At 61.3% G+C, this 23,311-nt stretch carries 27 protein-coding genes and 2 pseudogenes; 14 read left to right on the forward strand and 15 right to left on the reverse strand.

The features are described from left to right. Positions 1–45 precede the first annotated feature (45 nt). The 7 genes and pseudogenes from ACCQ00_RS10305 to ACCQ00_RS10335 all read left to right on the forward strand — a co-directional run. Positions 46–1,272, forward strand: a complete 1,227-nt coding sequence (locus tag ACCQ00_RS10305; RefSeq protein WP_011345585.1) for an IS256-like element ISXax1 family transposase — start codon at positions 46–48, stop codon at positions 1,270–1,272. Positions 1,273–2,204: 932 nt separating this feature from the next. Beyond that, a complete protein-coding gene (locus ACCQ00_RS10310) occupies positions 2,205–2,723 on the forward strand; it encodes an acyl-CoA dehydrogenase family protein (RefSeq protein WP_039575205.1) in 519 nt (172 codons plus the stop codon). Next, positions 2,711–3,469, forward strand: a complete 759-nt coding sequence (locus ACCQ00_RS10315; protein WP_039575203.1) for a PIG-L deacetylase family protein — start codon at positions 2,711–2,713, stop codon at positions 3,467–3,469. Before ACCQ00_RS10310 ends, ACCQ00_RS10315 begins: the two co-directional genes overlap by 13 nt. Next, positions 3,466–4,068 (forward strand): class I SAM-dependent DNA methyltransferase, encoded by a 603-nt coding sequence (locus ACCQ00_RS10320; protein WP_039575201.1) that lies wholly within the window; start codon positions 3,466–3,468, stop codon positions 4,066–4,068. Before ACCQ00_RS10315 ends, ACCQ00_RS10320 begins: the two co-directional genes overlap by 4 nt. Continuing rightward, the gene (locus tag ACCQ00_RS10325) at positions 4,065–4,733 is read left to right on the forward strand and encodes a glycosyltransferase family 2 protein (protein WP_039575199.1); all 669 of its coding nucleotides are present in this window, start codon (positions 4,065–4,067) and stop codon (positions 4,731–4,733) included. The genes ACCQ00_RS10320 and ACCQ00_RS10325 overlap by 4 nt, the downstream gene beginning before the upstream one ends. Positions 4,734–5,027: 294 nt before the next feature. Next, a complete protein-coding gene (locus ACCQ00_RS10330; protein WP_039575197.1) occupies positions 5,028–6,392 on the forward strand; it encodes an alpha/beta hydrolase in 1,365 nt (454 codons plus the stop codon). Further along, positions 6,389–7,207 (forward strand): annotated as a pseudogene (locus tag ACCQ00_RS10335) (GMC family oxidoreductase N-terminal domain-containing protein); the annotation flags it as partial. The gene ACCQ00_RS10330 and the pseudogene ACCQ00_RS10335, both read left to right, overlap by 4 nt. A gap of 22 nt (positions 7,208–7,229) precedes the next feature. Here ACCQ00_RS10335 and ACCQ00_RS10340 read toward each other — a convergent pair. Both ACCQ00_RS10340 and ACCQ00_RS10345 read right to left on the reverse strand, forming a co-directional pair. Then, positions 7,230–8,456 (reverse strand): IS256-like element ISXax1 family transposase, encoded by a 1,227-nt coding sequence (locus ACCQ00_RS10340; protein ID WP_011345585.1) that lies wholly within the window; start codon positions 8,454–8,456, stop codon positions 7,230–7,232. Between the two features lie 42 nt (positions 8,457–8,498). Next, positions 8,499–9,527: a hypothetical protein gene (locus ACCQ00_RS10345; RefSeq protein WP_039575861.1), complete on the reverse strand. Its 1,029-nt coding sequence runs from the start codon at positions 9,525–9,527 to the stop codon at positions 8,499–8,501. Positions 9,528–9,846: 319 nt separating this feature from the next. On the opposite strand from ACCQ00_RS10345, the gene ACCQ00_RS10350 reads away from it, so the two are divergent. The 4 genes from ACCQ00_RS10350 (at position 9,847) to ACCQ00_RS10365 (ending at position 13,077) form a co-directional block, all read left to right on the forward strand. Beyond that, entirely contained in the window at positions 9,847–10,017 is a 171-nt protein-coding gene (locus tag ACCQ00_RS10350; protein ID WP_157926051.1) for a hypothetical protein, read from the forward strand. A gap of 184 nt (positions 10,018–10,201) precedes the next feature. Further along, the gene (locus ACCQ00_RS10355) at positions 10,202–11,185 is read left to right on the forward strand and encodes an IS5-like element ISXfu1 family transposase (protein ID WP_022557821.1); all 984 of its coding nucleotides are present in this window, start codon (positions 10,202–10,204) and stop codon (positions 11,183–11,185) included. Positions 11,186–12,372: 1,187 nt separating this feature from the next. Next, the gene (locus tag ACCQ00_RS10360) at positions 12,373–12,699 is read left to right on the forward strand and encodes a DUF3653 domain-containing protein (protein WP_372354121.1); all 327 of its coding nucleotides are present in this window, start codon (positions 12,373–12,375) and stop codon (positions 12,697–12,699) included. Positions 12,700–12,765: 66 nt separating this feature from the next. Beyond that, positions 12,766–13,077, forward strand: coding sequence for a chloride channel protein (locus ACCQ00_RS10365; RefSeq protein ID WP_372354122.1), 312 nt, complete (start codon positions 12,766–12,768; stop codon positions 13,075–13,077). A gap of 19 nt (positions 13,078–13,096) precedes the next feature. Here ACCQ00_RS10365 and ACCQ00_RS10370 read toward each other — a convergent pair whose 3' ends face one another. From ACCQ00_RS10370 to ACCQ00_RS10420, 11 genes are all read right to left on the reverse strand, one after another. Then, the gene (locus ACCQ00_RS10370) at positions 13,097–14,431 is read right to left on the reverse strand and encodes a zonular occludens toxin domain-containing protein (protein WP_372354123.1); all 1,335 of its coding nucleotides are present in this window, start codon (positions 14,429–14,431) and stop codon (positions 13,097–13,099) included. 1 nt (position 14,432) lies between these two features. Further along, positions 14,433–14,753, reverse strand: coding sequence for a hypothetical protein (locus tag ACCQ00_RS10375; protein ID WP_015471904.1), 321 nt, complete (start codon positions 14,751–14,753; stop codon positions 14,433–14,435). Between the two features lie 10 nt (positions 14,754–14,763). After that, complete coding sequence (locus tag ACCQ00_RS10380; RefSeq protein ID WP_372354124.1) at positions 14,764–15,960, reverse strand: hypothetical protein; 1,197 nt, start codon at positions 15,958–15,960, stop codon at positions 14,764–14,766. A gap of 131 nt (positions 15,961–16,091) precedes the next feature. Beyond that, positions 16,092–16,220, reverse strand: coding sequence for a hypothetical protein (locus tag ACCQ00_RS10385; RefSeq protein WP_015471906.1), 129 nt, complete (start codon positions 16,218–16,220; stop codon positions 16,092–16,094). Positions 16,221–16,247: 27 nt separating this feature from the next. Continuing rightward, positions 16,248–16,499 (reverse strand): hypothetical protein, encoded by a 252-nt coding sequence (locus ACCQ00_RS10390; RefSeq protein WP_015471907.1) that lies wholly within the window; start codon positions 16,497–16,499, stop codon positions 16,248–16,250. Positions 16,500–16,502: 3 nt separating this feature from the next. Further along, the gene (locus ACCQ00_RS10395; RefSeq protein ID WP_005918136.1) at positions 16,503–16,799 is read right to left on the reverse strand and encodes a single-stranded DNA-binding protein; all 297 of its coding nucleotides are present in this window, start codon (positions 16,797–16,799) and stop codon (positions 16,503–16,505) included. Beyond that, positions 16,796–17,902 carry a replication initiation factor domain-containing protein gene (locus tag ACCQ00_RS10400; protein ID WP_372354125.1) on the reverse strand — a complete coding sequence of 369 codons (1,107 nt, stop codon included), beginning with the start codon at positions 17,900–17,902 and terminating at the stop codon, positions 16,796–16,798. Before ACCQ00_RS10400 ends, ACCQ00_RS10395 begins: the two co-directional genes overlap by 4 nt. Continuing rightward, positions 17,895–18,074 (reverse strand): hypothetical protein, encoded by a 180-nt coding sequence (locus ACCQ00_RS10405; RefSeq protein ID WP_372354126.1) that lies wholly within the window; start codon positions 18,072–18,074, stop codon positions 17,895–17,897. The genes ACCQ00_RS10400 and ACCQ00_RS10405 overlap by 8 nt, the downstream gene beginning before the upstream one ends. Beyond that, on the reverse strand, positions 18,067–18,240 hold the full coding sequence (locus ACCQ00_RS10410) for a hypothetical protein (protein ID WP_218503189.1): 174 nt from the start codon (positions 18,238–18,240) through the stop codon (positions 18,067–18,069). Before ACCQ00_RS10410 ends, ACCQ00_RS10405 begins: the two co-directional genes overlap by 8 nt. Further along, on the reverse strand, positions 18,237–18,482 hold the full coding sequence (locus tag ACCQ00_RS10415) for a hypothetical protein (protein WP_372354127.1): 246 nt from the start codon (positions 18,480–18,482) through the stop codon (positions 18,237–18,239). Before ACCQ00_RS10415 ends, ACCQ00_RS10410 begins: the two co-directional genes overlap by 4 nt. Then, positions 18,479–18,751 carry a hypothetical protein gene (locus tag ACCQ00_RS10420; RefSeq protein WP_372354128.1) on the reverse strand — a complete coding sequence of 91 codons (273 nt, stop codon included), beginning with the start codon at positions 18,749–18,751 and terminating at the stop codon, positions 18,479–18,481. The genes ACCQ00_RS10415 and ACCQ00_RS10420 overlap by 4 nt, the downstream gene beginning before the upstream one ends. Before the next feature lie 127 nt (positions 18,752–18,878). Between ACCQ00_RS10420 and ACCQ00_RS10425 the strand changes: the two genes are divergently transcribed. Beyond that, positions 18,879–19,364, forward strand: coding sequence for a DUF3693 domain-containing protein (locus ACCQ00_RS10425; RefSeq protein ID WP_372354129.1), 486 nt, complete (start codon positions 18,879–18,881; stop codon positions 19,362–19,364). A gap of 535 nt (positions 19,365–19,899) precedes the next feature. Here the strand turns inward: ACCQ00_RS10425 and ACCQ00_RS10430 are convergent. Further along, positions 19,900–20,220 (reverse strand): SEC-C metal-binding domain-containing protein, encoded by a 321-nt coding sequence (locus ACCQ00_RS10430; RefSeq protein ID WP_039584204.1) that lies wholly within the window; start codon positions 20,218–20,220, stop codon positions 19,900–19,902. Between the two features lie 443 nt (positions 20,221–20,663). Between ACCQ00_RS10430 and ACCQ00_RS10435 the strand changes: the two are divergent. Further along, positions 20,664–21,314, forward strand: a pseudogene (locus ACCQ00_RS10435) (IS256 family transposase); the annotation flags it as partial. 49 nt (positions 21,315–21,363) lie between these two features. Continuing rightward, positions 21,364–22,590 carry an IS256-like element ISXax1 family transposase gene (locus tag ACCQ00_RS10440; RefSeq protein ID WP_011345585.1) on the forward strand — a complete coding sequence of 409 codons (1,227 nt, stop codon included), beginning with the start codon at positions 21,364–21,366 and terminating at the stop codon, positions 22,588–22,590. Between the two features lie 350 nt (positions 22,591–22,940). Here the strand turns inward: ACCQ00_RS10440 and ACCQ00_RS10445 are convergent, their stop codons facing one another. After that, entirely contained in the window at positions 22,941–23,216 is a 276-nt protein-coding gene (locus ACCQ00_RS10445) for a hypothetical protein (protein WP_039569764.1), read from the reverse strand. Positions 23,217–23,311: the final 95 nt, after the last annotated feature.

The following is a 23,311-nucleotide window of genomic DNA, read 5'->3' on the forward strand; positions in this document are numbered from 1 at the left end:
TAACCGGGCCACAGGCAGGAGACTGCCACCTAACCCGGAGACACCATGAGCCCACGCACACATGAGGTACCCGACGAGCTGCTTAGCAGCCTGTTGGTCAACTACACCAAACCCGAGGATCTGATCGGCGAGAACGGCCTGCTCAAGCAGCTGACCAAGCGGTTGGTGGAGCGGGCGCTGGACGCGGAGATGACCGAACACCTCGGTCATGACAAGCATGAGCCGGTCGCCAACGCGGCCGGCAACACGCGCAACGGACGCAGCCGCAAGACGCTCAAGGGCGAGTTCGGCGAGCTGCCGATCGAGATTCCGCGTGATCGCCACGGCAGCTTCGCGCCACAGCTGATCCCCAAGCACCAGACCCGCTGGGCCGGCTTCGATGACAAGATCTTGTCGTTGTACGCGCGCGGCATGACCGTGCGCGAGATCCAGTCGCACCTGGAGGAGATGTACGGCACCGAGGTGTCGCCGAGTCTGATTTCCTCAGTCACCGATGCGGTCGTCGAGGAGGTCAAGGCGTGGCAGGCGCGGCCACTGGATCCGGTCTATCCGATCGTCTATCTGGACTGCATCCACGTCAAAGTGCGCGAGGGCGCGGTGCGGGTCAAGGCGGTGTACCTGGCCATCGGCATCACCATGGGCGGCGAGAAGGAAGTGCTGGGCCTATGGCTGGCGCAGGCCGAGGGTGCCAAGTTTTGGCTGCAAGTCGTGACGGAGCTACGCAACCGCGGGGTGCAGGACATCTTCATTGCCTGCGTCGATGGCCTGAAGGGGTTTCCCGAGGCGATCGAGGCGGTGTTCCCGCAGACCACCGTGCAGCTGTGCATCGTGCACATGGTGCGGCACAGCCTGAACTACGTCTCGTGGAAACGCCGCGCCGAGGTTGCCGCCGATCTCAAGCGCATTTACGCCTGCGCCACCGTCGAGGAGGCCGAGCAGGCACTGACCGAGTTCGAGGCCAAGTGGGACGCCCAGTACCCGCCCATCAGCCAGTCATGGCGGCGCAATTGGTCACGACTGATCCCGTTCTTCGACTACCCACCGGAGATCCGCAAGGTGATCTATACGACCAACGCCATCGAGTCGGTCAACATGAGCCTGCGCAAGCTGACCAAGAACCGCGGCGCGTTCCCCAGCGACGAAGCCTTGATGAAACTGTTCTACCTGGCTCTGCGCAACATCACCAAGAAATGGACGCTGCCGATCCGCGACTGGAAGGCTGCGCTGAACCGCTTTACGATCCAGTTCGAGGGGCGACTTCCTCAGCGGTAACCCAAACCACGGTTACACAAAATTCTGCACACGCTCGTCGGCAACGGACAGTTCATGGCGGTGCGGGTTGCAGACTGAAGTGCTCGCGGCGTCTGCGCGGCGGCCAAGCGCCCGACGATTCCAACTGACGCTGTTGCGCGTTGTTCTGCTGAGTCGTCGGTTCATCTCGATTCTTTCCGGCTTGATGTGACATCCGGCCGCACGATTGCTCTTCTCGGCTGAGTCCGGTTCGAGCGTATCGCAAAACCTCTGTTCGCACTCTTGAACGAACATAGACCCCGCGTGACATTGCTTGCGCGGTGTTGCGATGGGTGCTGATGATTTAAAGCCACGTCGCATCGACAACGTGCGCCCATCGCCAGGCAGTCTGCTTTATCCAACGGCTGTTGCGGTGATGGACTTGGTCATTGGCTCACTTGGGATTGACGAGCCATCGCTTAGGTTGGCGTATGTATCAATCAGCACCGGCCCGCGACGATCTGCCGGGCACACCTTCGATATCGCCGAATCCAGTGCTCGCGCAATGCGTGCGTGAGTACGTACGACTGACGCCGCAACTTCCCAATCCTGGCGCAGGACGCACGTACGCGCGATGGCAGGCGCTGAGCAAGCTGGGTGCCGCGAGCTTGCCGCTTGCCAAAGTGCTGGAAGCGCATTACGACGCTGTGTCGATTTTTTCCGAGGCCGGCCAGCCATTACCTTCGAATGGAGCGGTGTGGGCCGTGTGGGCAGCGGGCGGGCCGCATGACACTGCAACGTACGAAGCGAACTCAAGCACGGTATCCGGTATCAAACCGTGGTGCAGCGCGGAGTTGGACGTTGTGACGCACGCATTGGTGACCGTCCGAGACGGTGATCGGCAGCCGCTTGCCGCCGTGACGCTAGCGCAGGGATGCTTCGCGCTCGATGCGAGTCAGTGGCACGGACCAGGCATGCTCGGCATTTCGACTGGCAACGGCCATTTCGCGAGTGCGCCGGCAAGATTGCTCGGTGAGCCGGAATTCTATTTGCAGCGGCCGGGTTTTTGGCATGGTGGGGCAGGCATCGCGGCCTGCTGGTATGGCGCTGCCGCAGCCATTGCCGAGCATGTACGCCGCTCGCCCCGCGTGGCGAAGAACCCTTTTGCGGCAGCACACCTGGGCGCCATCGACGAACAGCTGACCGGTGCGCGGCTGATGCTGCAAGACCTGGCGAAGGCGATCGACGACGCCCCAATCCACAGCCATCAACTGGCTGTCATTCGGTTACGGAGCATGATGGACCGCATCTGCCGGGACGTGATCGAACGTGCCGCCTTGGCCTTGGGGCCGGCCTCACTGTGCTGCGATGCCGGGCACGCGCAGCGGTGCGCCGACCTGGCTGCCTTCGTTCGCCAGTCCCATGGCCAAAAAGACGAGCAGTGGCTGGGAGAGCGATTGCACGCAAGCGAGGTCGACCCATGGCTGCTGTGAGGGGCGAGCAGATCGCAGGGCAAGGCGTCAGCGAACAGCGCTGGCGCGCATCGCCCCAGTTGACTGCGCTGCCCATCAGCAGCCTCGAACAGCTGCTGGGCACCGCCACCCGTGTCGTGGTGGTTTCTCCGCATCCGGATGACGAGGTGCTGGGATGTGGCGGGCTGCTTGCGATGGCGGTCGCATCGGGAAGACAGGTCCTGATCGTCTCCGTTACCGATGGCGAAGCGGCCTATCCGCAGGACGACGCATGGCCGCCCGCGCGGCTGGCAGCTGCGCGTCGTGAGGAGCTGCGTGATGCGTTGGCGTGCCTGGACATCGATGCAGGCAGCATCGTCAGGCTGGATGCGGGAGATGGCCAGGTACGCGCGGGCGTTGACGCCCTCGGTGAGCGGCTGGCCGATCTGCTGCAACCGCGCGATGCGGTGCTGGTGACGTATGCGCGCGATGGCCACCCCGACCACGAAGCTTGTGCAGATGCAGCGAGCAACGCAGTTGCACGCTGCCGAGCGCGATTGATCCAGTTTCCGATCTGGGCATGGCACTGGGATGACCCCGACCACAGTCAGATGCTGGCATCGGCCACGCGTCTGTTGCTTTCTGCCGATGCGCATGCTGCAAAGATGCAGGCGATGTCCGCGTTCAAGACGCAGACCGGTCACGTCACGCCTGCGCTGCGCAACCCCATCCTTCCCGACTGGGCGCTGGCCAGGTTTCGGCGCGATTTCGAGGTCTATCTCCCATGAACGCCCAGGCCAATGCCGATTATTTCGACAGCATCTATCAGCAACACGATCCGTTCGGCTATGCGACACGTTGGTACGAAAAACGCAAACGCGACATCCTGCTGGCAACCTTGCCCCGGCAGGCGTTTGCACGCGGATGGGAACTGGGGTGTTCAAACGGCGAAGCAACCTGTGGGCTCGCTGCACGCTGCGAGCGCTTGCTGGCAACCGACATGTCGGCCGCTGCGGTACAACAGGCCAAGCAACGCGTAGGGGAGCGAAGTAACGTCGAAATCGTGCAGGCCTGCCATCCGCAGCAGTGGCCGGTGGGCAGTTTCGACCTGATCGTGCTGAGCGAGATCGGCTACTACCTCGCCGCGTCCGAACTCGACGAGCTGATCGCGCGTCTGCAGCAGGCGCTGACGCCAGAGGGACTGCTGGTCGCCTGCCACTGGAAGCATCCTTTCGAACAGGCACAACAAGATGGCATCGCGGTCCATGCCTGTATCGCCCGACGGCTCACCTTGCCGCTGAATTATCGCTATGAAGACAGCGATTTCCTGCTGGAAGCGTGGACCGCGCAACCGTTGTCGGTGGCACAACACGAAGGCTTGCGATGATCGCCGTCATCATTCCCGCGCATAACGAGGCCGAGTGCATGGCGGCCTGCCTCGCATCGGTGTTTTGCGCCGCATCGCATCCCGAATTGCACGAAGCTGTGGAGGTGATCGTCGCAGTGGACCGTTGCACGGATGCAACCGCAGAGCTGGCACTGGCGTTGGGCGCGCACGTGATCGACGTACCCGCACCCGGCGGTGTCGGCAGTGCGCGGGCGGCCGCAGCCTCCAAGGCCATTGCACTGGGCGCCGATTGGCTGGCCGTGACCGACGCCGATTCGCGCGTCCCGGCCGATTGGCTGGTGGAACAGCGCAGAGCCGACGCGGATGTGTTCTGCGGTGTCGTGCAGGTGGAGGATTGGCTGGACTATTCCGATGAAGTGCGCTGCAGGTTCGAACAGACCCAGGCAACCGGACAAGGTCATGGTCGCATTCACGGCGCCAACCTCGGTGTGAGCACCACGCTCTATCAACAATGCGGTGGGTTCTCTGCGTTGACCTGCAGCGAAGATGTCGCGCTGGTCCACGCGCTGCAGGCGATCGATGCAGCGATCGCCTGGTCGCCACGCTCGGTGGTGTGGACCAGTGCCCGTAGGCAGGCACGGGCAGTCGGCGGTTTCTCTGATTTTTTGAAACAGTTGGAAGCCGCGACCTGCGTGCCTGCGTAGCGGCTGGCGCAATGCTTGGAACTGTCTTTTAGAAACGTCAACGCCCTGCCGCATGGATTCGGATTCGTTCAGCAGGCGCCGCTGGCCAGAGGGTTGTTCGCTTCAATCATTACAGTGCGACAGGCTGGCCAGACCAGCGATTTGAAGTGCATCCGCGCCTTCTCCATCGCCGCAGTCGAACCACGGCCTGTCGCCGCCCAACGCCTGACGCCTGCTAACCGGCTGTCGACCTCATCTGCACGGGGCGTGGACGAAGCGTGCGCCACCATGCCGAACCGACACACAAGGTGCGACATGGCCAAGCCAACGTTGTTCTTCCTGCATGCGCTTGGCGCCAGCCGGCATGAGTGGAGCCGTGTCATCGCGCGGTTCGGTGGGCGCTTCGACTGTATTGCGCTGGACATCCCTGGATTCGGCGATGCGCCTGCGCTGGACCACTTCGACACGAACGCGCTTGTCGACTGGTTCAGCGCTGAAGTCATCAAGCGGCAACCGGCATGCTGGTTTGTAGTGGGGCATAGCATGGGCGGAAAGATCGCCACGTTGACGGCAGCTCGGGCGCGCGACGGTGTGGCGGGCCTTGCCGGTCTGGCGGGTGTGGTGCTGGTTGCTGCATCGCCGCCAGCACCCGAACCGATGCAGGAATCGCGACGGCGCACCATGCTTGCCTGGTTCGAAGCAGGGCAGCCCACGCGCATGGAGGCTACACAGTTCGTGGATGCCAACTGCGCCTCTCCGCTGCCTGATGAACTCAGGGACGCCGCGATCAACGACGTTCTGCGCACCGCACCCAGTGCATGGATGGCATGGCTCGCACACGGCAGTCGCGAAGACCGCACCGCCCAGGCAGGATGCATCGGCGTGCCGGCAGTGATTGTCGCAGGCGGCCAGGATGGCGATCTGGGCGAGACTGCGCAGCGGCACTTGAACGCTCCGCACTATGCGCATGCGCAGCTCGCCACCGTGGCCAACGCCGCGCATCTGATTCCCTATGAACAACCGCAGGAACTGGCGCAGTTGATCGAAGCGCATGTAGAGCGCTGCATTGAGAACTGCCTGCCTGAGGACTTCATTGCCTTGCTGAACTCCGAACGCGTGGCGCCGCGTATGCGCAAGATCTTGCTCGCCCGTCACTCCGGTCCACCGGCTTCGGCCAAGGGCGTGTTGAGCTCGCGGCAGTTGAACGTGCTTGCGGCCGTGGCTGCACGCGTGCTGGATGGTGCGGGCGATGCGGCGCAGATTGCGCGGCGTATCGACCTGCAGCTTGCAGAAGGCAAGGGAGATGGTTGGCGGTATGCAGACCTGCCAGACGATTGCCTGGCGATTGCGCTCGGCCTGGATGCACTCGATTCGTTGGCCGGCGGCTTTGCCGAACAGTCGGCACAGGGCCAGGACCGTTGGCTGCAGGAGATCGCGCACGTGATGGTGGTAAACACGGCTGCGCATGGCCTGGACGCCGGGCAATTCGCGCATTGGTTCGAGGATGTACGTGCGGATGTGGTGCGCACCTGGACCAGCCTTCCCGCCACCATGGCCGCGCTGGGCTACGACGGTTTTGCCGTCGGCAACGACACCGGCAATGGCCCCGTGGGCTACGTGGAAACCGCAGCAGGCCGGCATGAACACTGGCAACTGCGTATGCCCGAGACTGCGCAATGAGCAACGCTGGTGCCCAGGATAGCGTCGATGTGGTGGTGGTCGGCAGCGGAGCGGGGGGCGGCCCGCTTGCAGCGCGGCTTGCACAAGCGGGGGTTTCGGTGGTCGTGCTGGAAGCCGGCGCGGCATTTACGCCGGAGTCGCATCTTCCCGATGAGTTGACCACCGGCATCTACTGGATGGACGAGCGCTTGAGCGGCGGGCAAACGCCTACTGCGTTCGGGCCGAACAATTCGGGCTCCGGGCTCGGTGGTTCGACGTTGCATTGGGGCGCGTTCTGCCCTCGGCCGGACAAGCGCGATCTCAGCCTTCGCACCCAAACCGGGAAGGGCGCCGATTGGCCGATCCCGCACCATGAGCTGGTCTCTTACGTGCGTCGCGTGGAGACCTTCATCGGGGTCTCCGGTCCCGTGCATTACCCGTGGGACCCCGAGCGCAGCTATGCCTATCGGCCACCGCAACGCAATGCATCGGCCATCGCCATGGAGCACGGCTGCAGCGCCCTTGGCATCCTGACCACCGACGCACCGGCCGCGTTGGTCACCCGGCCACATCAGCAGCCGCATTGGGGCCAACGTGCAGCGTGCAACAACTGCGGTGCCTGTCACCAGGGTTGCAGCAACGCCGCCAAGGTGAGCGTGGACACCACATGGCTTCCGCTGGCCAGGACGCATGGTGCGCAACTGCGCACCGACAGCCGGGTGATCGATCTGGAACGCGACGGACGCGGCGCGGTGACCGCGGTGATCTACCGCCAGCAGGGGCGGGAGCATCGCCAGCGCTGCAGCACCGTTTTCCTGTGCGGAGCGTGTGCAGAATTTTGTGTAACCGTGGTTTGGGTTACCGCTGAGGAAGTCGCCCCTCGAACTGGATCGTAAAGCGGTTCAGCGCAGCCTTCCAGTCGCGGATCGGCAGCGTCCATTTCTTGGTGATGTTGCGCAGAGCCAGGTAGAACAGTTTCATCAAGGCTTCGTCGCTGGGGAACGCGCCGCGGTTCTTGGTCAGCTTGCGCAGGCTCATGTTGACCGACTCGATGGCGTTGGTCGTATAGATCACCTTGCGGATCTCCGGTGGGTAGTCGAAGAACGGGATCAGTCGTGACCAATTGCGCCGCCATGACTGGCTGATGGGCGGGTACTGGGCGTCCCACTTGGCCTCGAACTCGGTCAGTGCCTGCTCGGCCTCCTCGACGGTGGCGCAGGCGTAAATGCGCTTGAGATCGGCGGCAACCTCGGCGCGGCGTTTCCACGAGACGTAGTTCAGGCTGTGCCGCACCATGTGCACGATGCACAGCTGCACGGTGGTCTGCGGGAACACCGCCTCGATCGCCTCGGGAAACCCCTTCAGGCCATCGACGCAGGCAATGAAGATGTCCTGCACCCCGCGGTTGCGTAGCTCCGTCACGACTTGCAGCCAAAACTTGGCACCCTCGGCCTGCGCCAGCCATAGGCCCAGCACTTCCTTCTCGCCGCCCATGGTGATGCCGATGGCCAGGTACACCGCCTTGACCCGCACCGCGCCCTCGCGCACTTTGACGTGGATGCAGTCCAGATAGACGATCGGATAGACCGGATCCAGTGGCCGCGCCTGCCACGCCTTGACCTCCTCGACGACCGCATCGGTGACTGAGGAAATCAGACTCGGCGACACCTCGGTGCCGTACATCTCCTCCAGGTGCGACTGGATCTCGCGCACGGTCATGCCGCGCGCGTACAACGACAAGATCTTGTCATCGAAGCCGGCCCAGCGGGTCTGGTGCTTGGGGATCAGCTGTGGCGCGAAGCTGCCGTGGCGATCACGCGGAATCTCGATCGGCAGCTCGCCGAACTCGCCCTTGAGCGTCTTGCGGCTGCGTCCGTTGCGCGTGTTGCCGGCCGCGTTGGCGACCGGCTCATGCTTGTCATGACCGAGGTGTTCGGTCATCTCCGCGTCCAGCGCCCGCTCCACCAACCGCTTGGTCAGCTGCTTGAGCAGGCCGTTCTCGCCGATCAGATCCTCGGGTTTGGTGTAGTTGACCAACAGGCTGCTAAGCAGCTCGTCGGGTACCTCATGTGTGCGTGGGCTCATGGTGTCTCCGGGTTAGGTGGCAGTCTCCTGCCTGTGGCCCGGTTACACAAAATCTAGGACACGCCCGCCGCTGCTCGTGGCGATCGCGGACGCCGCTGCGTTGATTTTCGTCAGAGGCGGGCGTTTGTCCCGGTAATCGGGATGCGTGGCGGTCTGAACGTGGGCCAGACCATTGGCGATGGCCTCGATGCAGGCCGCAACGGCGACCGCACAATAGACGCCATGCGCGAACGCCTCGTCCAGGCAATCGGCCGCCAGGCGCTTCTTCATGGCGTTGAACTCGATGATGGCCTTTTCGTAGTGGAGCAGTGCAAACGAGACTTCGATTTTCGGTTGGCCCGCTGTATCGTGCGTCGTTCGGTCGTATCTCGTGAGGACCGGTGCCTCGTAGTCGGTCGAGGTCAGGCTGCCGCGCAGGCTCGCGTGGTGTGCATTGGCCGCGCGAATGCTCAACGCATTCTGTTCAAACGACCTGTCGAGCAGCGCGGACAGTGCATCCAGATCCGCGGAACCGTCCCGCGGCCCATTGAGATAGTCGGCATTGAATCTGTCCCGTAAGTCCGAAAGCGTAGTGAAGTCGAAATGTGGCGAACTCGTTCGGCTCGTCGTATTGACAGTCGTCAGCTCGCCGAACTTGTGCTGGAAGCGATCCTCGCCGTCTACGTAGATAAAGTGCGTGCCCTCGGCGCACCACGGGGTACTGCCGACCGTGAGCGGCGGGTTCCAGTTCAGCAGGAAGTTCGCCTTGGCATTGGCCTTGCCCGCAACAAATGCGCGACTGTTCGCGCCCAGGCCGGCGTCTGTTCCAGATCCGGCCAGGCTACCGATCAACCGAGTCCCGAGATCCATACCGCGAAAGTTCTGCCACAGCTGGGCGCAGGAGAAGACCGGAAACGTGATCAGGCCCGGCAACCGCGCGCGGAGCAGGTCTTCGTCGATCACGAGATACGGCCACGCTGGCGCTAGCTTCCAGACATCCCGGTCCCTCTGCAATACGTGCTCAATTCTCAGTTGATCGTGGTTAGCGCCCAAATCGAGTACCGCGCCGCGCTCGGTCCGAAACTTGTCCATCTGGGCACCCCTGCATCAGATTGATGAGACTCTACAAGCATAGCGGGTTCTGAGAGGCGGACTGCGTGATTCTGCCCAACCGAATTAGATGGAGATCGGCTTCATTGGATCACCTCGGAGCTCAGTCACATAGGGATGCATGCTAGCCCGGCCTGGGTAAGCGCAAGCTCTCCAGCAAGGCTAGGCGAAGCATCATGCTCGCCATCGTTGCTGCGTGCTTGGTCGGCTACGCGATCTGGAACGGCAAGAATCTGATGGAGGCGGTGATAAGGAGCAAGCCGGCACGCCGGGCACGGGCGCGTCAGCGCCTGGGTGTGGCGTGCTGGATGGCGACAACAACGGCCAGGTCAAATATGCCGGCAAGAACGATTATGCTGCCAAGCGCCTACCGCCTTTTGACACGATGCCGTGGACGGCTGAGGTATTCGATCAGCGGCCGATCGTTGCCGATCCGCAGGTGTTCTGCATGTCGAGCATGCCGGCCGCCTAAGATCCTCGCGAGGCATGCTGTATGTGCATGACAGAGCAGGGCACTCGTTACGAGCTGTCGCAGCCCATGTGCCGGACGCTCGCGCAACGGCGCGCCCTAAAACTCGTCTGTGATTGCTAGGGAAACTCTGAACAATCCGTCCTGATCTGCCACAATCGATCATCGACCCGAGTAGACGATTTCGATGCAGCTGACCTTCGGCGACGCGGAGTACGACGGCAAGCGCAAGCGGACGCGGCGTGAGGTGTTTTTGGCCGAGATGGAGCAGGTCGTGCCGTGGAAGGAGCTGCTGGGGCTGATCGAGCCGCACTATCCGAAGTCGGGGCAACCGGGACGACAGCCGTATCGGCTGGAGACGATGCTGCGCATCCACTTTTTGCAGCAGTGGTATGCATTGAGCGATCCATCGGCGGAAGAAGCCTTGTACGACACGGTGTCGATGCGCCGTTTCGCCAAGATCGGCGGGCTGGATGAGGTGCCGGACGAGACGACGATTCTCAACTTTCGCCATCTGCTGGAGCAGCACGATTTGGCGCGCAAGCTGTTCAATCGGGTGAACGCGCATCTGTCGCGCAAGGGTCAGAGCCTGCGCGGCGGGACGATTGTGGATGCCACGATTATCTCTGCGCCCAGTTCGACCAAGAACAAGGACGGTGAGCGCGATCCGGAGATGCGCCAGACCAAGAAGGGCAACCAATACTTCTTCGGGATGAAGGCGCACATTGGAGTGGATGATGAATCCGGCCTAGTGCACCACGTGGAATGCACGGCAGCCAACGTGGCGGACATCACGCAAGCGCACAAGCTGCTGCATGGCAAGGAAGACACGGTGTGTGGGGACAGCGGCTACACCGGGCTTGAGAAGCGCGATGAGATCAAGGGCAAGCGCAAGCTACGCTACCTGATCGCGGAGAAGCCCTCGAAGCTGAAGCAGATCAAGAACAAGCGCGAACTGAAGTTGGCCAAGCGCTGGGAGCACACCAAGGCCAGCCTGCGTGCGAAGGTGGAACATCCGTTTCGGGTGATCAAGCGCCAGTTTGGCTATGCCAAGGTGCGCTATCGCGGCCTGGTCAAAAACACCGCGCAGGTGCTGACGCTCTTTGCGCTGTCGAACCTGTGGCTGAAGCGGAAGCAGTTGATGCCTGCCGTTGGGAAGTTGTGCCTGTAATGGGGAGAACGCCCCGAGAATGCGCTGGAAACAGCGAAAAACCGAAGGTGTGAGCGTAGTCAGCGCTACCGATGCGGGTCGACGCATCCTCTGGCCGCATTGATCAGACCATCCCTAGGGGCATACGTGAGGTCGGCACCTCCCCGAGTCGAAGCCTTACGCTACTACTACCAGCGTTCCGTCGACCACCGCTGATCTGTAGAGCTTCAGGATCTGTAGAGCTTCAGCAGGGATCGTGCGGCAGCTGCACCCAGCCGTTCGACACGCGCTTGAACCGGCGGCCTTGTAAGCAACGTTCGCCGTCGCTCAATGGTCTTGGTGGGTCATATTCTCGCGCTGTCGGCGCTACGCTAGGTGTCTGCACGTTTCGCGCTACTGCTCGCTGCATTTGCTGCGTCGCCAGTTTCGATTCTCTCTCAAGCTGTGCTAGCGCTAGGCGCGTCTCGTATCTGGTGTACAGCCCGACGACGATGCTATGCGCTAGTAGGGCGATAAAGCCGCCCACAGCAATCTGCCACCATAGGTCTGATGAGTCTGCTTCTCGATATCTGCGTTCCATGCCGCCCCCATTCTGTGAGCTGGCATTGTAGACCTGGGGTGTAGGGGCATAGCCCCTACGGATAACGCCTATCCTGCAGAGCGTCCGAAGTGGCGTTCTCGCCATTCGCCAAGATCCACAACAACAACCTTGACCATCGACTGCTGAACCGCTTTGCGTCTGGCGTTGCGCCTGCGGGCCGAATCCCGGATGTCGCTCGCATTCGCATGCCAGAGCAATCCGCGCAGTCGGCGTTCTGGTATCCGTTCGCCGCTCGGTGGAACCAGGTCGCGCCCAGCTAGGCGTTAGTCAGCCCACGGGCCTGTGAGTTCCACATGGTTGGTCTCGACGCGCCGATGCAGATCCTTTGCGCAGTTGTTTGGGCATTGCTCGCCAACGGGCCAGCATGGTGGGCGGCGGTCAATGTCGTAGGTATCGGTCATGCTGCGAGTTCCGTTTCGCGAGGGGACCGGTTAGGCAGGCAAGATTTGATCCACACCCAGATCCAGCGGAGTCGCGCCCGTGCCGCCCTCCATACCATTTCGCATAATGTATATTATGTCAAAACGCATTCGGCGCTTGTTGCGCTCGTTTGCTGCTGCGCTCACGCCGTGGCGGCGACGATGGCCCGCCGGATGGAGATCGGTGCATGCGTAATCGAACACTGACCGGCCAATGGGCCGGTTTTTCGTTCCAGAACGGATACCTCATTACACCAGAGGGCCGAGCCATGGAGCCGTGGCAGCTGAGCTACCTATCACTGACCTGCGATATCGCACGCGAGTGGACGAAGATGATGGCCGAGGGACGGTCGAAAACCCGGCCAAAACGTCCAGCGAACGTCATTTTCATTAGGGATCGGTTCAGAAAAAAGATTGAAACAAAGCCCGGTCCTCAGATGGTGGCTACCGGCTTTGCGGCGGAATGCGCAGGATCATCGTTGCCGAAGGCGCGGAAACGTAAAGGCCGCGTATGAAGCGTTACACGTAGGGGCGATGCCCCTACACCCCTACAATGCCGGCTGATCATCATTGGGGGCCGTATGAGCTACAAACCGCAGAACAACCAGGACGGGCTATGGTGGGAAATCGCCCTGGGCATCTTTGTGGGCCAGCTGATGACCGCAGCGCTTGCGGGCGTGGTGGCACTGTGCCTGGGCTACTTCACCATGCGCAGTGTCAGCGCAGCACTACCCGCAGTCGCACCGCGACCGCTATACACGCCCCGCTCGCAGCGCGTGGTACCGGAACCGCTGCAACTACGCGAACTGGAATCAAACGAGCGATGCATTCAGCACAAGCGCTTCCGACGACTGTCGAATGGCTGGCAGGAATTGCCGAACGATCCGTGCTGAATCGTGACGCGTCACGAAACTACATGTCCAACGTGGTAGCCGGCGTACTTGTGGTCGTCTGATACGGCTTGCTTTCCGGGAACGTGCCGAGGCTGCGCGGAACATGCCCAATCACGACGCTTCTTTGGTGATCGCGATCAGCGCTGCCGGCGTCACTCCCTGCGGTCGCAACGCCAGCAGCGCCGTCGCTCTTGCCATCAGACGCGGTGTTATAGAGGCGTGGATCCTGCTCGCGCACCGGCTCGCGCCACGGCCACGGAGTAGCGACCAAGACGTGTTTGCCAGCAACCAGACGCATGCCATAGGGAACCATCGTGACGGAATAGCCAAGCGCCCGCAGCTGGTCAATATCCAGCTGCTCAATGACATTGTTCGAAGTATCAATCCACTGCACCCATGCACGCTCATCTGATCCCACACGCGCACGCGCAGCCAACCGAATGCGCCCTTTCTCGGCCAGCTGCGCAACGTACCGCTGCTCATCGGTCAAATCGGCAAGCGGATCAGGCGGCGGAGCTTGAACAGGCACACTAGGAGCACCATTGGCGAGACCAGCCCCCACACTTGCCTTGTCGGACTGCTGCCAAACCGTCGCCCCTGCCGCCGCAGGCTTATGCGTCTCCTGCTTGCCCTTGCTGAAAAAGCCAGCGAAGAAATACAGACCAACACCACCGACAACGAGGAAGATCACCGCACGCACCGCCATCGCAGCCCATACGTTTTTGCCGCCCTCTTCGTAGACCTCAGTATTCTCAGCGCCAGGCGCATACCCGTCATAGAGCGGAAAAATCACGGGATCGTACTTGAGCGTCTGACCACCGACCTTTTCAAATTTACCGGGCGAGGTCGTGTGGAAATACGTCACGCGATACCGGCTTTTCATGCCGACAGCAGTGAGCTTCTGAAACGTGTTTTTCTTCTCGATACGTGCTTTGACCGCTGAATGCAAGCGGTTGATCCACTGCGTCATGATGACCGCATCGCCACCGTTCTGACCAAGCAGCGCCCAAAAATTCTCAACAGCCGGCTCCAGCGGCTTGCGCTCATTGACGTAGAACTCGTGGACCTCATCGATCACAACTAACGCGTCTTTGAACTCATCGGGAATACACCACTTGCCGGACGCATCTTGCGTGCACGCAAAGAGCTTCGCCACGTCCTTCGTGTCAACAAGCACGAGGCAGTGCTGAACGTCCTTTTCATCCATGCCAAGATGCTTGGCAATGCGGTCATGGCGTAAGCCGTTCAGACGCGCAAAGACGCGACGACCTTTTTTGATCGCAGGCAAGATGTGATTTTTAACCGCGTCGTAGCTCTTGCCGGCGCGCGGCACACCTTCGTTGAAAACGAGCATGTCACCAAATCCCAAGCGTCAGGACACGACGCAGCAAGTAGAAAATCATGGCGGCACCCACAGCCACGAGCGACGGACCAATCATGAAAACGTCAGCGAACCAGAGGATTGTACTGCCAGCGTTTCCCAGCATCGCGCCGATGCTCTGGCCTTTCATGAAGTCGGGCATCGGCAAGAGGCTCAAGACATACAAGATCGCCGACAGCGACTGTTCCAACCACATCACAAACAAATCGCCGATGAAATCAGCAAACGCCTGCCAAACCGCCTTGACCGCTCTCCATATCCAGGCTGTCAGATCGGTGAACCAACCAGCGTACATGCCCTGCCCCTTATGTCACGGCGATGCGGATGGCCGCATACGCAGCAATCGCCAAAATGACCCATCCACACGCACGCAAAAACGTGAGGAATGTGCCGCTACAGTGAAAATCAATCGTCATGGCATCCCACCACATCGACGCACCCAGGCTAAACACCGGACACGAACCACCAGACGGAACCGTCATGAAGCTTGCAATCCCGCCAGCAAGAGGTGTGGCGCGAACCTGCGTTGCAAACCTCGACACAACAAACTCCACTGTTTTATCGCTCTTGGTGTAGAGGTCACCGATGGGCGAACCCTCTCCCGGATCGTCGCTATCCCCATCACCGTCACCGTCGCCGTCTCCACTTCCAGAGCCACCGCCAGAACCGCCAGAACCATTGTCTTTGCCACCCTCGCCCACGTTGCCCTGCCCACCTTTGCTGCCGCTGGAACTCCACGTGGTCGTGTTGTAAGTGGTGTTATTGACGGTAGTAGTGGTGTTGGAAACCTCCTTAGGATCTTTCAGATTAGGAGGAGGCGTCGGCGTAGCGGGTGCCTTCTGCCGATCACCGGCATAGGTGCCATCGGCGGTCTGACGCGGGCCCGTTAGCTCTGGCTTCCAACACAGCGTGGAGCCAGCAGCGCCGGTGACACAGTGGGTGCCGTCCGACCTGATGCACTCGGCATAAGCGCCACCAGTAGACGAACACGTCTGCTTGTCAGGCTCATGGATGCCAGACGGAACAGCATCGCCCTGTTGACACTCCTGACCAGTTGGCGACCAGTTCTTGGCAGCGCAGTACAGGTCAGCTCCACCGCCCATGCAGACATCAACGCCGCCAGCGGAATTCATTGTGTACTGGCACTGATTCGAACAAGCATAGATCGAACCACGCACCGAGACATTCGTTAGCGGAGGCGCATTTTTGCAATTATTCTCGTTGTCATAAGGATAGTCACCACAGGTGACAACAGAGACTGGACCTTGATAGTAAGCAGCCGCGCTGTATTGGCACTGGTAATACTTGCCGGTGGCCTCAGTACCCTTATCTACACAGGTGCCAGGACTGGTGATGAGGTTCGTATCTTTGACCTGATACGCGCTTGCATCGTTCATGCACTTGGCAAATGCCTGCGAACGCGAATCAGCAGCGTGCGCAGGAGAGATAGCGCATAGCGCAATCACGAGTGTGCACAGCGCCGAAAGAATCACTCGCATCATGGTGCATCCAAACCCTTGACCGCTGCCCATCCACACAGAGCGCCCATAAATGCACAGAAAAGTAGAACGATCATCGTGACCCCCTGAAAGAGAGAGGGCGACACCGAAGCGCCGCCCTACCCTCACCGCCATTAGCCGAAGAAGCCGGCCACCTTCTTTGCACCCCACTTGGTGAAGCCGACCAGCGCGATCAGAGCGGCAGCACCCACAACAGCAGTCACGGCATCAGCCGCACTCAGACCCGACAGAATGTCACCCATGTTTTCTCTCCTCGTTGATTGATTGATTTACCGGTCATTGAACATGCCCGCAACGCTGCCGGCGAGGCGTCCCAGGACGAACCACACGATCACCACACCACAGCAGCCGGTGGACCACGCTACGGCGTCCTCCTTGCTGGGCATTGCGAACGCTTCTTGCACCAGCGCATACACGCTGTACTCGCTACCACTGACGAGCACGTAGCCGCTGCACTCGCCGACCGATTGACCGGTGGGCACCAACGTGCCGTCCGCTTGCAGGGCTACGCACACGGCCATGGGTTAAGCCGCCACGCGTGCAGGGGCTTTGACAGCGCGCAACACCTGAAATTTGCTGTAATTGATCGCGCCCTTGTTGACCGTCACCATGGCTTCGATATCGAGCTCATAATCACCAGGCTGATACGGAGGCTGACCCTTCTCCAAACGCACATCCAGGGGATATGCAAACCCGCCTGCTTCCAGCTTGGCTTTCTGCTTGCGGGTGGTGTATTCCCGATCCTTGCCCTCGTCATCCTTGAACGTGCCAGCACGCTCATCGACTTCGGCGCTCAACACAGTGACTTTGATTACGCTCATGGTGTAACCCCTTCTAAGGTTTGATTGATGCCCGCGATTTCGGGCCATTGATTGGCTACGTCTGCTGTTGCCCACGCCGGTAGCCGATGCGACGTGCAGGTGCTGATGACGGCATGCAACGCGTCTGGCGTTGGGCAATGCCGCACGATGAAATTGAGGGTTGCGCCGTATTGGCGCTTGATGTGGCGACGCGCACTTTTCCAGGTGGCATCGACAGCAGCTTTCGTAATGTCGATGCGCGTGGCGACGCAGTGCAGGAACTTGAGAACGGGATAGGCACCGAGCAGATAGGCAGCAGGATCGCGCAGCAAATCCAAGGGCAATTCCTTGCGATTGGTGGCGCGGAATTGCGCCTCATAGCGCACCCATTCGGAGGCCTTGTCACCTTGCTCCCTGCCCTTCTCGTACACGCGGAGCTGCTTCTCGGACTTCTTGCCACCGACATAGAAGGTCTTGCCATCGCCGCTATCGTGATCATCCACGGTCTGCGCCTTGGGGCGCTGTCCACGGTTGTCGAACTCGCCCGATGCGTACCAGCTCTGAGCGAGTTTCAAGGGGTATTTGCCCAAGAGGTCATCTGCGGCAACGTCCACACGGGTCAATCGCCCAGCGCAGCTTTCGAGCTTCGCTCGAAGCTCCAGCCACCGCTGCGCATGGCCGCAGCGCGCTGCGCTCAACACTCCACACCCAGTGCCGGTCAACTCAATACGCGCGGTGTAGGTGCCATCTGCGCGGCGGCAGTGTTCACCCCCCAACTCGATCAACCCGACGTGCTGGCCGTCGCGGTCAGTGATACGCACGCGCCACAGATAAAACCGCCCCGGCCCGGCCTTTTCGTCAAGTTCCAAGCCCAAACCGGCGAAGAACCAACAGAACACTTGCAATGCGACCGCACGGGCGTTCTCGGCGGTGACGTCCATCCATTCGCGGACCTCTTCGGGGTCGTCGTTGACGAACACACCGGCTTCGCCCAGGACGGCGCGCAAGTCCACAGAGGCGGAAAACCAGTCAATGGCGACCGTTAGGGTGCCATCGGCATTCCTGAATTCACTGACTCCCCTGTTAGACGAGGGGAGTCCCAGATCCCGCAATCCGTCAGCCATGCGCGTAGAACTCCACAGCAGCGGTTTCACAGGCACGCGCGGCACGGCGCGAGGCGTGCACGCTCTGCTCTACCAGCCGGCCAGCGAGGCGCACCGTCAGGCGAAAACGGCGAATGCGGCGACCACCGATCACGGTGTGATAGGTGTCGATGTGGGAGACGACCTCAGTCATGACCAACCCCGCTGAAATAGGCGATCAGACCGCCAGGCGTGAGGAACAAGAACACGCCACAAACCCATGTCCACGGCTCAGGCAGGTAGTAGGCACCGATGATGAAAAGAGAGATGAAGGCAGCGAGCGCCCACACGTAGCCGATGCACTTTGCGAACTCTTTCATTCGACAAACTCCAGCTCGCACAGGGAAGCGAGGGCTTCACGCGCCTCCGCAATGCACACGCGGTCCTTGGCGGCATCGCGCTGGTATCCAGCCGCTACCTTTGCAGATGCGTCACGATTGGGATTGCGTGGATTAAGCGCACGGCGCTCGAAGTAGCGAGCCCGTCTGGAGGTGCCGCGTTCAAGCCAAATCCACCATGCCAGGCGGTCACGAAGGCTTTGCACATCGACGGGGGCGCTCATGCGACGGACTGCCCAAACCAATAGCCAGAGGTCGCATCGGCCATGAGTTCGGCGCGTTCCTCAGCAGCAGCTACACAGGGATCAACGTAGTCCACCGCCAAAGACGATACGACCAGATCGGCGTAGCTTTCGATGATGAAGACCTGTTCGCGGTGTGCGCGCAGCGCAGCTTCGGCGCGACGGTCAAGAATCCAGGCGACCAATCGGGCGAGGCCGACGATCACGGTCAGCGCGGAAGCGCCGAGCAATGCAAGTGCGTTGGTGTCCATGAAGCCCCTATCCCCTGCCCCTTGACGCGGACCCCGGAGGGGAGCCGGGGGTGCGCGGTGTCGAGTACCACTCGTCACGGAGTGGATATAAACTAAAACTCAACACCCACGTCAAGTAACACTCATCATGCAGACGATAAACAAATTGCTTGACACGGCGCTAAAATCGTGTAACGAGCAGTCCGACCGTCAGCTGGCGAAGCACTTGGATGTATCGCCAAGCGCGATATCGCTGTGGCGTAAGGGGAAGCCGATCAAGGATGAACACCTGATGGCGCTGATCAGGCTAGCTCAAGCCGACCCGGCACTTGCAGTGCTGGTGCGAACGGAAAGCGCCGAAAGTCCAGAGGCGCGGAAGGCGTGGAGCGTAGTGTGGGACAGACTGTCCCCGGTCACTACGGTGGTCGGGGCGATGGTGCTAGCAGTGGCACTGACGCCAGCGACGGTGAAGGCGAAAACCATTGAAATCAATGGTTTGCGCGAGTCGAGTGCGTATAGTCTGTATATTATGTCTGGAACAGTTCTGTGGCTTCATAGTCGAGCCGCCTCCAACGCGGCCTTGAGTGTTACCGGTGGCTGCTGCCATCGGCAAGAATTGCCCATACGGGCATGACGAAACGGGTCAGCAGCCAGGTAGCCGCCCGGCCTGACCCGCACTCTTGCGCGGTTCCAACCGCTGATGAAGAAACGGCGCATCCATGCGCCATAACCGCAGGGGCAAGGCCCCTGCACCCGGTATGCAGCGAGACGATGCACACCGAGAACCAGGCCCACAGGATGACGTCGCTACGAGTCACGAGTGAGACCCGATGGACGACAGGCCGCCACCGCCCGCAGCACCGCTCGCGCCAGGTGCAGGCGCCGGCGGCGTGGTCCGGTCAGCGTATGCACGATGCCCGGAACTCAAACGACGCTCAGCGATAGCCAGCTCACGGCGATAGTAGGAAACGAACCGCTGACAGTCATCGACAACGGTTGCCATGGCAATTCGATCCTGCAATGAAACCGGACCCTCTGCGTTGCGTTCGGCTCGAATGTCTTGAGCTACGGAAAGCATCTGCTCAGACCGAGCCAGCGATGAACGCAGGTAGTCGATGGGTGTCTGACGCTTCATACAGCACCCCCAACGTTTCGTGACGCGTCATGATTTAGGTCCACTCGGGGTGGCAGTGCTTCGCCTTTTTGCCGCTGAAACACGGGCACGCCTCGTTGCGACCAACCCGCTTGCGAATCAATACCGGCTCGGCAGTTCGGTGAGGCACAGCGGACTGGGCCTTCGATCTGCGGGCCTTGGGAACAGCCTCTTCGAAGGCTTGAGCCTGCTTCATCGCGAACGGCAAGAAATTGCGAATAGCCAAGATCGCAGCCGCGTTGAGCGAGATTCCAAGACCATCCGCATAGACCTGAAGCCCCTCCTTCACGTCCGGCGGTAGCCGAAGGTTGAGCCGTTCCGTCTGTGTCTTCGACATGGTGCCACTTACTCGACTTTAGGTGCCAATTAGGTGCCATTATGGTGCCACTTTCCAGAATGGGCAACCCGCTGAAAGCCTTGTGCTGCAAGGAATCCACGCGGTGCGTGTCACTTGTTGAAGAATAGACAAGCCCAAGGCCCCGGCCGGCTTCGCCGGCCGAGGCCTGTTCAACTTCCTGTAGACGGCGCTGCAGCTGATCCCGCTCACGAAGCAGAGGCCCCATCATCTCGGCGCGGCGGAACAACAGAGAAAGCCAGTCGAGATCTGTGGCCCTAATCTCACGCCCCTCAGCGGTCACCAGGGCACCACGATGGTTGATGAAGCAGCTGGACCACTCGGGATGGATCAGAGAGCCGTGCCGATACACACGAAGGGGGCGTGTCCTAGATTTTGTGTAACCGGGCCACAGGCAGGAGACTGCCACCTAACCCGGAGACACCATGAGCCCACGCACACATGAGGTACCCGACGAGCTGCTTAGCAGCCTGTTGGTCAACTACACCAAACCCGAGGATCTGATCGGCGAGAACGGCCTGCTCAAGCAGCTGACCAAGCGGTTGGTGGAGCGGGCGCTGGACGCGGAGATGACCGAACACCTCGGTCATGACAAGCATGAGCCGGTCGCCAACGCGGCCGGCAACACGCGCAACGGACGCAGCCGCAAGACGCTCAAGGGCGAGTTCGGCGAGCTGCCGATCGAGATTCCGCGTGATCGCCACGGCAGCTTCGCGCCACAGCTGATCCCCAAGCACCAGACCCGCTGGGCCGGCTTCGATGACAAGATCTTGTCGTTGTACGCGCGCGGCATGACCGTGCGCGAGATCCAGTCGCACCTGGAGGAGATGTACGGCACCGAGGTGTCGCCGAGTCTGATTTCCTCAGTCACCGATGCGGTCGTCGAGGAGGTCAAGGCGTGGCAGGCGCGGCCACTGGATCCGGTCTATCCGATCGTCTATCTGGACTGCATCCACGTCAAAGTGCGCGAGGGCGCGGTGCGGGTCAAGGCGGTGTACCTGGCCATCGGCATCACCATGGGCGGCGAGAAGGAAGTGCTGGGCCTATGGCTGGCGCAGGGGGCGTGTCCTAGATTTTGTGTAACCGGGCCACAGGCAGGAGACTGCCACCTAACCCGGAGACACCATGAGCCCACGCACACATGAGGTACCCGACGAGCTGCTTAGCAGCCTGTTGGTCAACTACACCAAACCCGAGGATCTGATCGGCGAGAACGGCCTGCTCAAGCAGCTGACCAAGCGGTTGGTGGAGCGGGCGCTGGACGCGGAGATGACCGAACACCTCGGTCATGACAAGCATGAGCCGGTCGCCAACGCGGCCGGCAACACGCGCAACGGACGCAGCCGCAAGACGCTCAAGGGCGAGTTCGGCGAGCTGCCGATCGAGATTCCGCGTGATCGCCACGGCAGCTTCGCGCCACAGCTGATCCCCAAGCACCAGACCCGCTGGGCCGGCTTCGATGACAAGATCTTGTCGTTGTACGCGCGCGGCATGACCGTGCGCGAGATCCAGTCGCACCTGGAGGAGATGTACGGCACCGAGGTGTCGCCGAGTCTGATTTCCTCAGTCACCGATGCGGTCGTCGAGGAGGTCAAGGCGTGGCAGGCGCGGCCACTGGATCCGGTCTATCCGATCGTCTATCTGGACTGCATCCACGTCAAAGTGCGCGAGGGCGCGGTGCGGGTCAAGGCGGTGTACCTGGCCATCGGCATCACCATGGGCGGCGAGAAGGAAGTGCTGGGCCTATGGCTGGCGCAGGCCGAGGGTGCCAAGTTTTGGCTGCAAGTCGTGACGGAGCTACGCAACCGCGGGGTGCAGGACATCTTCATTGCCTGCGTCGATGGCCTGAAGGGGTTTCCCGAGGCGATCGAGGCGGTGTTCCCGCAGACCACCGTGCAGCTGTGCATCGTGCACATGGTGCGGCACAGCCTGAACTACGTCTCGTGGAAACGCCGCGCCGAGGTTGCCGCCGATCTCAAGCGCATTTACGCCTGCGCCACCGTCGAGGAGGCCGAGCAGGCACTGACCGAGTTCGAGGCCAAGTGGGACGCCCAGTACCCGCCCATCAGCCAGTCATGGCGGCGCAATTGGTCACGACTGATCCCGTTCTTCGACTACCCACCGGAGATCCGCAAGGTGATCTATACGACCAACGCCATCGAGTCGGTCAACATGAGCCTGCGCAAGCTGACCAAGAACCGCGGCGCGTTCCCCAGCGACGAAGCCTTGATGAAACTGTTCTACCTGGCTCTGCGCAACATCACCAAGAAATGGACGCTGCCGATCCGCGACTGGAAGGCTGCGCTGAACCGCTTTACGATCCAGTTCGAGGGGCGACTTCCTCAGCGGTAACCCAAACCACGGTTACACAAAATTCTGCACACGCTCATCCCTGGGCAACCTGCTGGCGGGCTGCCTGCGGACGCGCGCCGCACGCGTCTGCGGCGCCCACGCTCTGACGACACGCAGTGCCCGGCCACATGCGGTGCAGACCTTTGCCCACGGCTCCCGCTCACCTACTCCGCCGACCGTTCGATGCTTGTCTCGACCGCACGTCATGCATCGCTGGGCGCTGCACGGCTCCGCTTCCACGCTGCGCTCCATCTACTGAAGGAGCAGGCGTATGAAGACAATTGCGATGCTGCTGCTGGCGACCGCGCTGAGCATGGCCGGCACGGCCCGCGCCACACGGCATCTGCACGCTAGCCCTGTGCGTTGCTGGCCGGGGCCGAGCGCGGGCGCGTTTGCTTCCTCAGCAGTTCGCCAATGTATTGCTCGGCCAGTTTGCTGCCGATGTCCACCGCCGCCTGCAGCGAACCGAAGGTGGGAGAGCCCGTCAATTGCACGGGCTGCCCGCCCACCTGCAAGGTATCCAGTACCACGCGCTGGCGCTCGAGCTGACGGGCCACCACGGCATAGGCAATGCCATGCAGCGTGCCTTCCATCGTCAGCAGATCCTCGGGCGAGGTGGTGCTCATCCGCACCGAGCATAGCGACGATCGGTCAGCGCGGCAGCGGCACACCTTGAACCGTTTACACGACCGCAGTCTGCGCTGCAGGGAGTATCGCCAAA

The sequence above is a fragment of the Xanthomonas sp. NCPPB 3761 genome (assembly GCF_041475705.2).
Classification (GTDB): domain Bacteria; phylum Pseudomonadota; class Gammaproteobacteria; order Xanthomonadales; family Xanthomonadaceae; genus Xanthomonas; species Xanthomonas phaseoli.